Here is a 14,811-nt window from a genome sequence, read left to right on the forward strand (position 1 = left end):
CGCCGCCGCCGGGGGCGGCGGGACGGCCCTGCGGCATCATCATCGGGCTGGGACGCGGACCGCCGGGACGGGGACCGCCCGGAGCGCCGCCGCCGGGGCGCGGACCGCCCGGGGGCGGGCCGGGACGCGGACCGGCGGCACCGGCGCCGGAACGACCGGCCGGCGGACGGGGACCCGCGCTGTCACGGTTCTGGTCGCGGGGACCACGGTCCTCGCGGGGACCGGGACGCGGGCCACGGTCGCCGGGACCGCCGTCACGGCCGGGACCGCCCGGACGCGGCGGACGGGACTGGCCCATGCCGCTGGCGTTCGACGAGAACGGGTTGTTGCCGGGACGCGGGCCACGCGGGCCGGGGCGCGGACCGGGCTTGGGAGCGCCTCCACCGGGAGCGCCCGCGCCGGAACGCGGGCCCGAGGGGGCTCCGGGACCGCCGCTGGGACGGGCCTCGGGGCGCGGCGCCGGGCCGGGACGCGGGCCGGGCCTGGGGCCCGGCTTGGGACCGGGGACCGGGCGGCCGGCGTCCGTGCGGGGAGCCTCGAAGCGCGGCGGCTGCACCGGCGAGGGCTGCCGCGGCGGCTGCTGCTGGGGCTGGACCTGCTGCGGCTGGGCCGCGGCCGGCGGGGCCTGCGGCGCGGGGGCCGCGGGGCGCGCCGGAGCGGGGCCCGGACGCGGGCCGGGCCTGGGGCCCGGCTTGGGGATGGAGGCCGGCGTCGGAGCGCCGTTGCCTGCCTGGCCGTCACCCGGCCGAGGGGCCGCCTGCGGCGGCCTGGGGCCTCTGCCCCTGTCGGACGAGCCCCTGGAGGGGCCGCCCAAAGCTTCCGTGAGCCTGCGGACTACCGGTGCTTCGATAGTCGAGGACGCCGAACGCACGAACTCGCCCATCTCCTGGAGCTTGGCCATGACGACCTTGCTCTCCACACCGAACTCCTTGGCGAGCTCGTATACCCGGACCTTCGCCACTGCACTCCCTTGTCTCGGCCCGGGAGGCGGTGCCGCCGGACCGTCGTTACGTTGATGTACTCATCGCCGCATGCTCATCAGGCGCTCATAGCTATCTGACCAGCCCATCAAATCGGCGTCCTACATGACAGTCGGTAACCATTTCACCCGATCCTTTCAGCCGAGAGCTCTTCCAGATGACCCCGCACGAGCGACAGGTCGAGCGGTCCCGCGACGCGGAAAGCGCGCGGAAACGCTCGGCGACGCTCTGCGAGTTCGAGACAGCTCAGGGAAGGGTGCAGCGAAGCACCACGCCCCTGGAGCCGTCGTCGCAGGTCGGGGACGATGACGCCCTCGACCATCACCAGGCGGAGCAGCTCGGAGGAAACCGTGCGAACCCGGCACCCCACGCATGTTCTTTGTGGGGCAGCCTGGCCACCATATTCCAGCTTACCGTGTGGACGCATCTGCGGAACCGGCCGCATCCCCCTGTTGGGTGTCCGGACGGATGTCGATGCGCCAGCCGGTGAGGCGATTGGCCAGCCGGGCGTTCTGCCCCTCCTTGCCGATGGCCAGGGAGAGCTGGTAGTCCGGCACGGTCACGCGCGCGGCGCGACCCTCGTAGTCGATCACCTCTACGTGGGAAACACGCGCGGGTGACAGGGCATTCCCCACGAACTCCGCGGGGTTCTCCGACCAGTCGATGATGTCGATCTTCTCGCCGTGCAGCTCGGCCATCACGTTGCGCACCCGTGAGCCCATCGGGCCGATGCAGGCGCCCTTGGCGTTCACGCCGGGCCGGCGCGAGCGGACCGCGAGCTTGGTGCGGTGGCCGGCCTCGCGGGCGATCGCGGCGATCTCGACGGTGCCGTCGGCGATCTCCGGGACCTCCAGCGCGAACAGCTTCTTCACCAGGCCGGGGTGGGTGCGCGACAGGGTCACCGAGGGACCCTTGTGCCCCTTCTTGACCTGGACCACGTAGCAGCGGATGCGGTCGCCGTGGACGTACTCCTCGCCGGGGACCTGCTCGCTGTGGGGCAGCACGGCCTCGATCTTGCCGAGGTCGACCAGGACCACCCGGGGGTCCTTGCCCTGCTGGATGACGCCCGCCACCAGCTCACCCTCGCGGCTGGCGAACTCGCCGAAGTTGATTTCGTCCTCCGCGTCGCGGAGCTGCTGCAGGATGACCTGCTTGGCGGTGGTCGCGGCGATGCGGCTGAAGTTGCCCGGGGTGTCGTCGAACTCCCGGACCACCTGGCCGCTCTCGGGATCGACCTCGGCGGCGAAGATGGTCACGTGCCCGGAGGTGCGGTCGAGCTCGGCCCGCGCCTTGGCGGCCGCGCCCTCGCTCCGGAAGTACGCGATCAGTAGCGCGTCCTCGATCGCCTTGACGACCAGGTCGAAGGAGATGTCCTTCTCCCGTTCGAGGCTACGCAGGACGCTCATGTCGATGTCCACGAGGCTCCCCCCTTAGCCCTCGTCGCCGTCTTCGCCGTCGTCTTCGGCGTCATCGAACCGGCGGAACTCCACCTGCACCCGCCCTCGGGTCAGGTCCTGATAATCGATGCGGCGCCGCACGCCGTCGACGTCCAGCTCGACGCCGTCGTCGTCGGTGGCGACGATCCGCCCCTCCGCTGTCGTGCCGTCCCGCAGGTCGGCCTTGACCAGCCTCTTCGTGGCACGGCGCCAGTGGCGCGGCTCGGTGAGCGGCCGGTCGACCCCGGGGGAGGAGACCTCCAGCACGTATGGAGCGTTGCCCATGGCGTCGCCCGCGTCCAGCGCGGCGGAGACGGCATGGCTGACCTGGGCGACGTCGTCCAGGCTCACCCCGCCGTCACGGTCGACCACGACGCGCAGCAGGCGCCGCTTACCCGCGGGGGTGACCGTGACGTCCTCCAAGTCGAGCCCTTCGGCTCCGACGACGGGTTCCAGAAGCTTCATCAGGCGGTCGCGGGATGTGGCGCTGCCCATGCCGACCTCCTATTGTCACGATCTCAGCCGGGCGGACCTCGCCCATGCGGATAACCAGCCTATCCACACCAGGGCGTAGAAACAGCGCCACTCGGTGTGGCGACGCCGCCCGAGAAGCGTGGTGAGTGCGATTATGCCAAGCCCGTACGATGCTAGGTGCGCCAGCTGCCTGACACATAACCGGAGGTCGTCCGTGCGTTCCGTCTCCCGGCGCGCCCTGTTGCGGGGCGGCGCACTCGGGGTGGCGACCGTGACGTTGACGGGGTGCGCCGAGGAGGAACCGGTGCGCCTCGCGGCCAAGCCGCCCGACCCGGAGACCGTTCTCGTCCAGGAGCTGATCGCGGGCAAGGAGCGGACGATCGCCCTGTACGCCTCGGCGGGCGAGGACCGGCTCACGCCCTTCAAGCAGCGGCACGAGGCGCACCTGGCCGAGCTCCGCCGCCGCCTCCCGCCGGGCGCCACGGCCGCTTCCTCGTCCTCCGCTCCGGCACCGGCCTCCTCCGCGTCGCCCGCGCCCACCCCGTCGCCGTCGGAGAGCCGCAGGCCGACGGTGCGCGGCCTGATGGACCTGGAGCGCAGGGCCGCGGCGCTGCGCCCGCGCCAGCTGGCGGGGGCCTCCCCCGCGCTGGCCCAGCTGATCGCCTCCATCGGCGCCTGCGAAGCCGCGCACGCCCTGGCCCTGTCGAGGTCGCTTTGAGGGCCGTCGGCGGGCTCGACACGGCGCTGGCGGCCGAGCACGCGGCCGTCTACGCGTACGGGGTGATCGCGGCCAGGACCACGGGCAGGCTGCGCACCAGGGCGACGGCCGCGTTCAACGCCCACCGCACCCGGCGCGACCGGCTCAGGGAAATGATCATCGCCGCGGGTGGCACGCCCGCCGAGCCGACGGCGGCCTACGCGCTGCCGGTCACGCCGTCGAGCGCGGCCCAGGCGGTGGAGTTGGCCGTGCTGGTCGAGCGCGGGGTGACCGGTGCCTACCTGGAGCTGGCGGCCTCCGCGGACACCTCCGTGCGCAGGCTGGCCGCGCTGGCCATGCAGGAGTGCGCCGCCCGCTCCTACGAGCTGCGCCCGGAGATCGACGCCTTCCCCGGCATGCCCCGGGCGACGCCCGGGCCCACGCCGACACCGACGCCGACCGTCTCACAATGACCGGGAGACCGCCGCCGGCGATTTCCTGATCGTTTTTCGGCCTTTATCGGTTTTCACGGTGGATCCGTTTCCCGACGCGAGGCGAGCGTCCGGGATCGGCGCCGGCCGGCCCCGGCGGTGCCCCGCCCGATGGGGCTCTCCGTATTCGCGGACGCCGTTCAGGACCGCTTCCGGTGACGTTTACCGCGAACCTGCCGGGTAGCTGAACCTCCGCGAATACGTCCAAGGAGGAAGCGATGGGCTGGGGATATCGGAAGTCCATGAAGTTCGGTCCGTTCCGTCTCAATCTTTCGCGCGGTGGAGTGGGTCACAGCTGGGGCAACCGCGTTTTCCGGGTCACCAGGACGGCCGACGGGCGCCGCACGCTGAGCGTCAATCTGCCCGGCGGTTTCCACTGGCGCAAGACGCTCGGCGGCACCGCGCGCCGCTGACGGCGTTTCCCGGGAACCGTTCCCCGGCGGCGTTCGTTCTCATGAGACACCACGAGTTTTCGGGGAGAAGACCATGGGCTGGGGATACAGGAAGTCGATCAAAATCGGCCCCTTCCGCGTCGACCTGTCTCCGCGAGGGGTCGGCCACAGCTTCGGAAACCGCCGTTTCAACATCACCAGGACCCCCGACGGCCGCAAATACGTGACCGTCACCCTGCCCGGCGGTTTCCACGTGGGCAAGGCGATCGGCAAGCGTTCCCGGTACCACCACCACTACTGACACGCCCCGGGCGGCACGCGTACGGCGCCCCGGAACGACGCCCCAGAACGACGAGGAGCGGCCCACCCCGCGGGGGTGGGCCGCTCCCTTCCGTGACCTTCAGAGGGCCTCGCGGAGCCTTCACGGGGCCGCTGTGCGCCTTCCGCGGGCACGGCGGCGGGCGGCCCCGGCTCTCTCCCCGCCTGCGTGGCCGCGCCGCGCGGGCGGGGGATCCGGTCCGCCCCGGCAGATCGCGTCCTCGATGCGCGTCCGCCCGGGCGTCGCGGCGGGTCAGGCGTGGCAGGCCGCCGTGACGCGGTCGACGGCCTCGGCGATCGGGATCTCCTCCTTGACGCCGGTGGCCCGGTCGCGCAGCTCGGCGACGCCCTGGGTGAGGCCGCGGCCGACGATCAGGATGGTGGGCATGCCGAGCAGCTCGGCGTCCTTGAACTTCACTCCGGGCGAGACGCCGGGGCGGTCGTCGAGCAGGACGCGCAGCCCGCGTGCCCGGAGCTCCTCGGCGATCCGGGTCGCGGCCTCGATCTGGCCGTCCTTGCCGGTGCCGACGACGTGCACGTCGGCCGGGGCGATCTCACGAGGCCAGACGAGGCCCAGCTCGTCGTGCCTCTGCTCGGCCAGCACGGCCACCGCGCGGGAGACGCCGATGCCGTAGGAGCCCATGGTGATGCGGATCGGCTTGCCGTCGGGGCCGAGGGCGTCGAGCTTGGCGGCGTCGGCGTACTTGCGGCCGAGCTGGAAGATATGGCCGATCTCGATGCCGCGGTCGATGGACAGGCCGGAGCCGCAGACCGGGCAGGCATCACCGGCGCGGACCTCGGCGGCCTCGACGGTGCCGTCCGGGACGAAGTCGCGACCGGCGACGACGTCGACCGCGTGCTTGCCGGGCTCGTTTGCGCCGGTCACCCAGGCGGTGCCGGCGACCACGCGCGGGTCGACGAGGTAGCGGATGCCGAGGTCCTTGAGCACCTGGGGGCCGATGTAGCCGCGGACCAGGCCGGGGTGCCTGGCGAAGTCCTCGGCTTCGAAGATGGCGGGCTCGCCGGGGGCCAGGGACGCCTCCAGCCGCTTGAAGTCGACCTCGCGGTCTCCGGGCACGCCGACGACCAGGGTCTCGGTCTTGCCGGAGCCGGGGACGGTCACCTTGACCACGACGTTCTTGAGCGTCTGGGCCGCGGTGATGCCGAGGCCGTGGTGCTCGTTGACGTGGTTGACCAGCGTCTCGATGGTCGGGGTGTTCGGCGTGTCGAGCACCCGCATGGCGGGACGCTCACCGGTGATCGCCTCCGGGGCGGGGGTGACGACGGCCTCGGCATTGGCCGCGTACCCGCAGTTGTGGCAGGCCACGAAGGTGTCCTCGCCGGTCTCGGCGGGGGCGAGGAACTCCTCGGAGGCCGAGCCGCCCATCGCGCCGGAGGTGGCGAAGCAGATCTTGTAGGAGATGCCGAGCCGATCGAAGATCTTGATGTAGGTCTCGCGGTGCTGCTCGTAGGAGCGCTTGAGACCGTCGTCGTCGAGGTCGAAGGAGTAGGAGTCCTTCATGACGAACTCGCGGCCGCGCAGGATGCCGGCCCGGGGACGGGCCTCGTCGCGGTACTTCGTTTGGATCTGGTAGAGGGTGACCGGGTAATCCTTGTAGGAGGAGTACTCCCCCTTCACCATGTCGGTGAACATCTCCTCGTGGGTGGGGCCGAGCAGGTAGTCGGCGCCCTTGCGGTCCTTGAGGCGGAAGAGCGTGTCGCCGTACTCCGTCCAGCGGCCGGTCGCCTCGTAGTACTCGCGGGGCAGGAGCGCGGGGAAGAGCACCTCCTGCCCGCCCATGCGGTCCATCTCCTCGCGGATGACGCGCGTGACGTTCTCCAGGACGGTCTTGCCGAGCGGCAGCCAGGAGTAGATCCCGGGCGCGACGCGGCGGACGTAACCGGCGCGGACGAGCAGCTTGTGGCTCGGGACTTCCGCGTCTGCCGGGTCGTCCCTCAGCGTTCGAAGAAACAACGACGACATGCGCAGCAGCACGGCTACTCCTCGCTAGCAGGGAACGATGCTCTACAGGCTATCGACTCCCGCAAGCCATTTGGCGGCCATCGGCCGCTCACAGTCCCGCGACGAACACGAAATAGGAGGACACGACGATCAGGGCGATCAGCGCGCCGCGGACCCGGCCGAGGCCGTGGCGGAGCGTGAAGATCATGCCCAGCACGAGCACGGCAACGGCGAGGGCGCCCCACGGCCAGAATCCCGGCACGTGGCCCGGCCCTATGGGCAGCGACCTGTCGACGGCTTCGAGCGCGGCGAGCCCGCCCGCCGCGCCGGCCGCGAAGTCACCCCCCAGGTCCGCGCGCTTGGCGAGGTAGGAGAGCACCCCGATCGAGGCCAGGATGACGATCGTCAGGTTCACCTGGGCGCCGTCGGTGCCGAGAACGGGGAATTCGGTCTCCGACGCGAAGATGGTGGCGGCCATGAGCGAGATCGTCGACCCGAAGGTGGCCAGCGCGCTGGCCAGCACGGCCCAGCCGAATCCGGCCGCGGTCCGTCCCACGACGACCACGAAGACGATGTACACGTACGGGCCGTAGAGGGCGTACAGCAGCTCGGGCCCGTAGGCGAGCAGCGCGCCCACGACTCCCAGCGTCATCCCGACGAAGAGCGACAGGACCATGTGCCGCAGAATCGCGCGGTCCCGGCGATCTCCCTCCACGAAGTCAAGCGTGTAGTTCGGCTCAATCAAAGCCACTGATCCCCCGATCATCATTGCCCGTGGCCACGCGCAGTATATCTGACCTGCGATAACACATAAAATGTCGCAAATATTACTAAACAAGCGATCGCTTGTTTAGTATGCGGTCGTGAGTGTTTCCCTGAGCCTTTCCGAAGATCAGCGGGAGCTGCGCGAGACCGTCCGCGCCTTTCTCGCCCGGCATCCGGACGCCCCCTGGGGGCGCTTCGCCGGTGAGCTGGGCGTGGCCGGTCTGGCGGTGCCCGAGGAGTACGGCGGGGCGGGCTACGGCATGGCGGAGACGGCCGTCGTCTGCGAGGAGCTGGGCCGCGTCCTGTCACCCCACCCCTACCTGTCCACCGCGGTGCTGGCCGTGGAGGCGGTCAAGGCGTCCGGGGACCGGGCGGCCATGGCCCGGCTGCTGCCCGCCTTCGCCGACGGCTCGGCCACCGCGACCGTGCTCCTTCCCGGCGACGCGGAGCTGGTCCTGGCCGGCGACCGGCTGACCGGGACCGCCCGCCACGCGCTGGACGGCGAACTGGTGCTGATCTTCGTGGACGGGGCGCTGGTCGAGGCGGTCCCCTCCGCCCGCAGGCGCCTGCCGACCCTGGACCAGACCCGCCCGCTCGCCGAGCTCGTCTTCGACGGCGTCCCGGTCACCCGGCTGGGCGACGGAGCGGCCCACGCCCGGGTCCGCGACCTGGGCGTCGCGGCACTGGCCGCCGAGCAGGTGGGCGGCGCCGCCCGATGCCTGGAGGCGGCCGTCGCCTACGCGAAGGAGCGCCACCAGTTCGGCCGCCCGATCGGCTCCTTCCAGGCCGTCAAGCACAAGCTCGCCGACATCCTCCTGCTGGTCGAGTCGGCCCGCTCGGCCGCCCTGGCCGCCGCGAGGGCGCCGGAGCGGGAGCTGGCCGTCCGGGCGGCCATCGCGGGCTCCTACTGCACCGAGGCCTACCTCGCGGCGGCGGGCGAGAACATCCAGGTCCACGGCGGCACCGGAATCACCTGGGAGCATCCGGCCCACCGGTACTTCAAGCGGGCCACCGCGGACGCCCAGCTCTTCGGTCCCCCGCAGGCGCACCGCGCCCGCCTGGCCGGTGCCGCGTGCCTGTGACCCCCGCGGCACCGGACGCGCAGGGACAGTCCACACACAGATTGCACACCGGCGCGTCTCACACGCCGCGCACCGGAACACTCAACACTCGCATGCCGCGACATCTCACACGCCGCGCGCCGGGACGTTCCACGCGTCGCGGGCCGGAAACGCCCCGCACGTCATGGGCGAGCCGGGAGCCCGTGCACCGGCGAGCGAGGTCAGCCGCCGAGGAGAACCTCCCAGGGGTGGCGGGAGGTGGTCCGGCGGGTGGTGTCGAGCGCCTCGCTGAGGCGGCGCAGCCCCGGCCTGCCCCGGAAGCGCTCGCGGCACATCGGGTCGACGGATCGCAGGACGAACAGCACGCCCATGACGTCGAGGGTGGCGGTCCCGGCGGTGACGGGGCCGGTGGGGGTGACCAGGGCCCCGGGACAGGCGGGATCGGGCACGTGCGCGGTGAGGACCGCGGCGATCTCGGCCGCCTGGGGGCCGTCGCGCCACTCGATGTGCCAGCTGTGGTCGGCGCCGCGCCGCCAGGTCAGGTCGCGGCAGGACTCCATGAGCTCCGGCTCGCCCGCGAGCGCGGCCATCACCCGCCCGAACGCCTCGTAGCGGCGTCCGCAGGACGGCTGGCCGTCGTCGGGCGGACCGAGACGAGCTGCCCGGTGCGGTCCCCTCATGTCTGGGAGCGTGCCATCTTTCGGGCGCCGCGCACCCGCTTTTCGCCGCTTCTCCGCCCCTGAACTCACGAGAACCAACTGTGAGCCGCCTGGCTTGTCCCCGCAAGTCCTAGTTTCATCGCCGGCCGTCCCCGGTCGGCTTGTTGCCGTCCCACCAGGCTGGTAATCTCGCCAAGCGAGCGCTTGGTTAAATGAAGAGCCTCGGTCGGGGGCCGGACGAGAAGACAACGGAGGCGTGGATGGCGTCCCTACGGATCAGCCTGGGATACGAGCTGGAGGTCCGCGGACGGTCCCGCGAGGTCGAACAGCGGACGTTCCGCAACGTGATCGACCAGGTGGTCCTCGGCGACCGGCTGGGCTTCGACACCGCCTGGTTCGTCGAACACCACTTCACCCGGGGCTTCTCCCACTCGTCGGCCCCCGACCTGGTGCTCGCCGCCATCTCCCAGCGCACCGAGCGGATCCACCTGGGCCTGGGCGTGGTGCTGCTGCCGTTCCAGTCGCCCATCCGCACGGCGGAGCGCGTCGCCACCCTCGATGTCGTCTCCGGCGGGCGGGTGGAGTTCGGCACCGGGCGAGGCGCCTCCCCGCTGGAGTACCAGGCCTTCCAGCGGCCCTTCGAGAAATCGCGGCAGATCTGGGAGGACTCCCTGGAGGCCACCCTGGCCATCTGGAACGCCGACGGCGAGCCGGTCAGCCGCTCCAACGAGTTCTTCGAGATCCCCGACGTCGCGGTCTATCCCCGCCCGGTCCAGGTGCCGCACCCGCCCGTGTGGGTGGCCTCCACCTCGCTGGAGGGCTACCTCGCCGCCGCCAGGCACGGCCACAACCTGCTCGGCATGACGATGCTCAAGGGCATCGACGACGTCGCCGAGGACATCGCCGGATACCGGCAGTGCCTGGCCGACAACGGCTTCGACCCGGACAGCCGCCGGGTCGCGCTGATGATCCCGTGGTTCGTCGCGCCCACCCGGGAGCGGGCCTTCGAGATCGCCGCCGACCCGGTCCTGTGGTACATCCGGCGCCAGGTCAACCTGGTCACCCCGCCCGACTACTACGACGCCCGGCACGCCACCCACAGGGTCCTGGGCCAGCTCGCCGCCGGCATGCCCCCCGAGGACGCCATGGCGACCCTCCGCGAACACCACATGGTGGTGATCGACGACGTGGAGGGCTCACGCAAGGCGGTGGCCCGCCTCGCCGAGGCCGGAGCCACCGACCTGATCCTCCAGGCGCAGGTGGGCGGGCTGGCGCACGAGCACGTCTGCGACTCGATGCGGCTGTTCATGACCGAGGTGATCAAATGACGACCGGTCCGGGGCCCGCCCCCGGCCGCGCGGACGCCCCGCCCCCGGCGCCGGACCCCTCGCACGACGGCTCCGCCGCACCGGGGAGAGCGGCACCGTCGGCGTGGCTGACCCGGGACGACCTCGCGGCCGCGGGCCGCACCGCGACCGGCCTGCTGCTGGTCTCCCCCGACTGCGACAGCGTCGTCCCCGCGGGCGAGGAGGCCGGGCTGACCGCCTCCTGCGCCGCCGCGCTGCGCGCGGCCGGCGTGGACGGGCGCGACCGGGTCGTGGCGGCCCTGTCGGGCGACGGCCAGCTGGCCGGGCCCCGGTGGGCGCAGGCCGCGGCCGAGGTGGCGCAGGCCGGCGCCTCGGTCGGCCCGCGGGGCAGGCTCAGGCTGCACCACGCGCTGGAGTCGCTGGGAGCGACCACCCTGGTGATCACCCCGACCGGCGCCATGGACCTGCTGGCCCGGCTGCACCTGGAGTTCCTGCTCGACCCGCTGGACCTGGGTCTGCGGCACGTCGTCCTGACCGGTGAGATCGTCTCCCGGCGGACGATGTCGCACCTGGCCGCGGAGTTCGCGGCGAAGGTGACGGAGGTGTACTCCTCACCGCTCACCGGGGCCCCGCTGGCCTGGCGGCCCTCGGAGTCGGCGCCGCTCACCCCGCTCGCCCCCGGCGCGGTGCGGCTGGCCTCGCTGGAGAAGGACGAGCTGCTCGCCCCGCCGTACGCCGCCGGCCCGGCCGAGATCGTCGTGGCCGGCGCCGATCCGGCGTCGGTGGTGCGGACCGGGCAGGTCGTCCGTGTCTCCGGCGGGGACGCGATCCCGGCGCCCGAGCACACCGTCGGCGACCACGTGCTGGTACGCGGGGTGTGGCTCTCGCTGAACCGGATCCAGCGTGCGCTGGGCAAGATAGACGGCGTCTCCGGCTGGGAGCTGGGCGTGTCACGGCAGGGCACGCTCGACGCGGCGGTCTTGACGGTGACGTTCAACCGGGAAAGTCTCGTCAGGAACCCCATGTGGAAGACGCGCATCGAGCAGTCGCTCAAGGCGCTCACCCCGGTCGCGATCGCCGTGCAGATCTCCGAGCGGGTCTCGGAGTCCGGCGCTCCGGGCGTGGTGAACGACGCGCGCGGCCACCACCTGGGCAGGGACCGTACGACGATCGCCCGCTGACCCTCATCGGAGGCGCGACGGCATGGAAGTACCCGACTGGCAGACCATCCCCCGGATGCTCAGGGACCTGGCCGAGGAGCATCCCTCCGACACCGTCGTGGTCGACGGCCCGGTGCGGCTGACCCTCGCCGAGCTGCGCACCCGGGCCGGCGGCATCGCCAGAGGCCTGATCGCGCTGGGTGTGCGGGCGGGCGACCGGGTCGCGATCTGGGGACCGAACGACCTCCACTGGGTGGTCTGCGCGTTCGGCGTCTGGGACGCCGGGGCGGTCCTCGTGCCGCTCTCGTCCCGTTTCAAGGGGGTCGAGGCCGCCGGGGTGCTCCGCTCGACCGGGACGAATGTGCTGATCACCGGACACGGCCACGACGGGACGGTCCTGGCCGACCTGCTGGCCGAGACGGCGGGCGGGCCCGCCCGGGGGTTGCCCTTCGCGGGCCTGCCGGACCTGCGGCACTCGATCGTGCCCGAAGAGCTGGAACGCCCCGGGTCGCTGCGGCCCTCGCAGCTGCTCTCGGCCGGATCCCGGATCGGCCACGCCGAGGCCGAGGACCGCGCGCGGGCGGTACGGCCGGACGACCTGTGCGAGATCATGTCCACCTCGGGCACGACCGGGACGCCCAAGGGCGTGATGCTGGAGCACGCCCCCACCCTGCGCGGGTACCGGGACTGGGCGGAGATCGTCACCCTCGGCCCCGGCGACCGCTACCCGGTGATCGCGCCGTTCTCACACGGCTTCGGGCTCAACGCCGGCCTGCTGGCCTCGGTGATGCGCCGGGCCACGATGATGCCGATCCGGGTGTTCGGCCCGGAACTCCTGGCCGCCCTGATCCGCGACCGGCGGATCACGATTCTCGCCGGCCCTCCGACGCTGTTCCACCGGCTGCTGGAGGAGACCGACGTCGGGGACCACGCGCTGCGCGTGGCGATCTGCGGCGCGGCCTCCGTCCCCCCGGAGCTGGTCCGCAGGCTGACGGAGCAGATCGGCCTGGAACGCGTGATCAACGCGTACGGGCTGATGGAGGGCACCGTCGTCGCCATGACCAGGGCCGACGATCCGGTCGAGGTGGTCGCCTCCAGCGCCGGCCGCCCGGTGCCCGGCATGGAGGTCAGGATCGTCGGCGACGACGGTCTCGACGTCCCCGCAGGAGAGCGCGGGGAGGTCCTCGTCCGCGGGTACGGGGTCATGCGCGGCTACTGGGGCGAGCCGGACAAGACGGCCGAGGTGATCAGGGACGGCTGGCTGCACACCGGTGACGTCGGCACCCTCGACCCCCGCGGCAACCTGTCGATCGTGGACCGCAAGAAGGAGCTGTTCATCAGCGGGGGGTTCAACGTCTCCCCCGCCGAGGTGGAGGGGCTGCTGCTGCGGGAGGGATCGCTGGCCCAGGCCGCGGTGATCGGGGTGCCGGACGCGAGGCTGGGCGAGGTCGGCTGGGCGTTCGTGGTGCCGAGGCCGGGTGCCGCCGTGGACCCGGAGAAGATCATCGCTTGGGCTCGCGACAACATGTCCAACTACAAGGCGCCCCGGCGGGTGATCGTGGTGGAGGCTCTGCCCGCCAACGCCAACGGGAAGATCGACAAACGCGCCCTGCGGGCCCGGGTGGCCCACTAGGGGGACTGCCCGATGATAGGTGGTGTGAGGGCTGGCCGGGTGGAGCGCGGTGATGAAGAATCGCCTTCTCGACAGCCAGCGCCGAGGAGGCGACGTGTCACTGCGAGTCGCGGTTGTGGGATCGGGGCCTGCCGGGCTGTACACGGCCGAGGCGCTGATGAAGCAGGCCACCGGGCCCGTCACGGTGGACGTGCTGGAGCGGTTGCCGACGCCGTACGGGCTGGTGCGCTACGGCGTGGCCCCCGACCACACCTCGATCAAGTCGATCGCGGGCTACCTGCGCGGGGTGCTGGAACTGCCGGACGTGCGGTTCCTCGGCGGCGTCGAGTTCGGCAAGGACGTCGACGCCGCCGACCTGCTCGCCTGCTACGACGCCGTGGTCTACTGCACCGGCGCGATGGTGGACCGGCGGATGGGCATCCCCGGCGAGGACCTCCCGGGCAGCGTGGCCGCCACCGACTTCGTCAACTGGTACTGCGGCCACCCCGACGTGCCCGCCGACCGCTTCGTCCTCGACAGCTCCGAGGTCGCGGTGATCGGCGTGGGCAACGTGGCGGTCGACGTGGTGCGCGTCCTCGCCAAGACCGCCGAGGAGCTGCGCGCCACGGACGTGCCCGAGGAGGTGCTGAGGCGGCTGGCGGCCAGCCGGGTCAGGACCATCCACATGATCGGCCGCCGGGGCCCCGAGCACGCCAAGTTCACCCTGAAGGAGCTGCGCGAGCTGGGCGAGCTGACCAACGCGGACGTGCGCGTGCGGCGCGAGGAGTGCCGGGCGGACGTCACGGCGGCGTCCCGGCAGGTCCGGGGGAACGTGGAGGTCCTGCAGAGCTGGGCCGCGCGCGGCCTGGCGGGCCGGCCCCGGCTGGTGGACGTGCGGTTCTGGATGCGGCCGGTGGAGATCCTCGGCGAGGGGCGGGTGGAGGCCCTCAAGCTCGAACGCACCCGGCTGGTGGAGGGCCGGGTCACGGGCACCGGTGAGTTCGAGACCCTGCCGGTCGGCATGGTGCTGCGCTCGGTCGGCTACCGGAGCGTGCCCCTGCCCGGCGTGCCCTTCTCCGAGTCGACGATGACGGTGCCGAACGAGGCGGGCCGGGTCCGCGACCGCGAGTACGTCGCGGGCTGGCTGAAACGCGGCCCGACCGGCGTGATCGGCACCAACAAGTCCGACGCCGCCGAGACGGTCCGCACCCTCCTGGCCGACCTCGCCGGCCGCGAGCCGGTACGCCACGCGGACCTGGACGACCTCCTCGCCGCCCGCGGCGTCTCGCCCGTCACGTACGAGCAGTGGCTGTCCATCGAGGCGGCCGAGGCGGAGCTGGCCAAGTCCCTCGACCGCGGCGAGCGCGTGAAGCTGCTCGGCCTGGCCGCCATGCTCACCGCCTGCGGCCGGTGACCCCGCGGGCGTCCCACCGCGGGCGTCCCGCGCTCGGGCCGCCGGTCCCGGGGCCGTCCACCGGCCGCGGGCTCCCTCGTCC

General features: G+C 72.3%; 16 protein-coding genes. 9 read left to right on the top strand and 7 right to left on the bottom strand.

Annotated features, from left to right (window positions below; genetic code table 11):
* The 4 genes from ABD841_RS33365 to rimP all read right to left on the bottom strand — a co-directional run.
* A partial coding sequence (locus ABD841_RS33365) for a translation initiation factor IF-2 N-terminal domain-containing protein (protein ID WP_344980127.1) occupies nucleotides 1-961 on the bottom strand: 961 nt, incomplete at its 3' end.
* A 143-nt stretch (nucleotides 962-1,104) separates the two neighbouring features.
* Complete coding sequence (locus ABD841_RS33370; RefSeq protein ID WP_344980128.1) at nucleotides 1,105-1,425, bottom strand: YlxR family protein; 321 nt, start codon at nucleotides 1,423-1,425, stop codon at nucleotides 1,105-1,107.
* Nucleotides 1,391-2,386: a transcription termination factor NusA gene (nusA, locus tag ABD841_RS33375; RefSeq protein ID WP_344980129.1), complete on the bottom strand. Its 996-nt coding sequence runs from the start codon at nucleotides 2,384-2,386 to the stop codon at nucleotides 1,391-1,393. Before nusA ends, ABD841_RS33370 begins: the two co-directional genes overlap by 35 nt.
* Before the next feature lie 24 nt (nucleotides 2,387-2,410).
* Nucleotides 2,411-2,911: a ribosome maturation factor RimP gene (rimP, locus tag ABD841_RS33380; RefSeq protein ID WP_344980131.1), complete on the bottom strand. Its 501-nt coding sequence runs from the start codon at nucleotides 2,909-2,911 to the stop codon at nucleotides 2,411-2,413.
* Nucleotides 2,912-3,104: 193 nt separating this feature from the next.
* On the opposite strand from rimP, the gene ABD841_RS33385 reads away from it, so the two are divergent.
* From ABD841_RS33385 to ABD841_RS33400, 4 genes are all read left to right on the top strand, one after another.
* Nucleotides 3,105-3,608: a hypothetical protein gene (locus tag ABD841_RS33385; protein WP_344980133.1), complete on the top strand. Its 504-nt coding sequence runs from the start codon at nucleotides 3,105-3,107 to the stop codon at nucleotides 3,606-3,608.
* Nucleotides 3,605-4,060 carry a ferritin-like domain-containing protein gene (locus tag ABD841_RS33390; protein ID WP_344980135.1) on the top strand — a complete coding sequence of 152 codons (456 nt, stop codon included), beginning with the start codon at nucleotides 3,605-3,607 and terminating at the stop codon, nucleotides 4,058-4,060. Before ABD841_RS33385 ends, ABD841_RS33390 begins: the two co-directional genes overlap by 4 nt.
* Nucleotides 4,061-4,296: 236 nt before the next feature.
* Nucleotides 4,297-4,491: a DUF4236 domain-containing protein gene (locus tag ABD841_RS33395; RefSeq protein ID WP_344980137.1), complete on the top strand. Its 195-nt coding sequence runs from the start codon at nucleotides 4,297-4,299 to the stop codon at nucleotides 4,489-4,491.
* Between the two features lie 73 nt (nucleotides 4,492-4,564).
* On the top strand, nucleotides 4,565-4,771 hold the full coding sequence (locus tag ABD841_RS33400; RefSeq protein WP_344980139.1) for a DUF4236 domain-containing protein: 207 nt from the start codon (nucleotides 4,565-4,567) through the stop codon (nucleotides 4,769-4,771).
* Between the two features lie 270 nt (nucleotides 4,772-5,041).
* Here the strand turns inward: ABD841_RS33400 and ABD841_RS33405 are convergent, their stop codons facing one another.
* The gene (locus ABD841_RS33405) at nucleotides 5,042-6,784 is read right to left on the bottom strand and encodes a proline--tRNA ligase (protein WP_344980141.1); all 1,743 of its coding nucleotides are present in this window, start codon (nucleotides 6,782-6,784) and stop codon (nucleotides 5,042-5,044) included.
* A gap of 76 nt (nucleotides 6,785-6,860) precedes the next feature.
* Nucleotides 6,861-7,502: a hypothetical protein gene (locus ABD841_RS33410; protein WP_344980143.1), complete on the bottom strand. Its 642-nt coding sequence runs from the start codon at nucleotides 7,500-7,502 to the stop codon at nucleotides 6,861-6,863.
* 112 nt (nucleotides 7,503-7,614) lie between these two features.
* Here ABD841_RS33410 and ABD841_RS33415 point away from each other — a divergent pair, with 112 nt between their 5' ends.
* A complete protein-coding gene (locus tag ABD841_RS33415) occupies nucleotides 7,615-8,598 on the top strand; it encodes an acyl-CoA dehydrogenase family protein (RefSeq protein WP_344980145.1) in 984 nt (327 codons plus the stop codon).
* 200 nt (nucleotides 8,599-8,798) lie between these two features.
* Here ABD841_RS33415 and ABD841_RS33420 read toward each other — a convergent pair whose 3' ends face one another.
* Complete coding sequence (locus tag ABD841_RS33420; RefSeq protein ID WP_344980147.1) at nucleotides 8,799-9,257, bottom strand: hypothetical protein; 459 nt, start codon at nucleotides 9,255-9,257, stop codon at nucleotides 8,799-8,801.
* A 239-nt stretch (nucleotides 9,258-9,496) separates the two neighbouring features.
* Between ABD841_RS33420 and ABD841_RS33425 the strand changes: the two genes are divergently transcribed.
* Genes ABD841_RS33425 through ABD841_RS33440 form a run of 4 tightly spaced genes read left to right on the top strand, consistent with a single transcriptional unit; the run spans nucleotide 9,497 to nucleotide 14,729 of the window.
* On the top strand, nucleotides 9,497-10,564 hold the full coding sequence (locus ABD841_RS33425; RefSeq protein ID WP_344980149.1) for an LLM class flavin-dependent oxidoreductase: 1,068 nt from the start codon (nucleotides 9,497-9,499) through the stop codon (nucleotides 10,562-10,564).
* A complete protein-coding gene (locus tag ABD841_RS33430; protein WP_344980151.1) occupies nucleotides 10,561-11,724 on the top strand; it encodes a hypothetical protein in 1,164 nt (387 codons plus the stop codon). Before ABD841_RS33425 ends, ABD841_RS33430 begins: the two co-directional genes overlap by 4 nt.
* 22 nt (nucleotides 11,725-11,746) lie before the next feature.
* A complete protein-coding gene (locus ABD841_RS33435; protein ID WP_344980153.1) occupies nucleotides 11,747-13,336 on the top strand; it encodes an AMP-binding protein in 1,590 nt (529 codons plus the stop codon).
* A 52-nt stretch (nucleotides 13,337-13,388) separates the two neighbouring features.
* Nucleotides 13,389-14,729 (top strand): FAD-dependent oxidoreductase, encoded by a 1,341-nt coding sequence (locus ABD841_RS33440; protein ID WP_344980155.1) that lies wholly within the window; start codon nucleotides 13,389-13,391, stop codon nucleotides 14,727-14,729.
* Nucleotides 14,730-14,811 lie beyond the last annotated feature (82 nt).

The sequence above is a fragment of the Streptosporangium fragile genome, from assembly GCF_039534445.1.
Taxonomy (GTDB): Bacteria; Actinomycetota; Actinomycetes; order Streptosporangiales; family Streptosporangiaceae; genus Streptosporangium; species Streptosporangium fragile.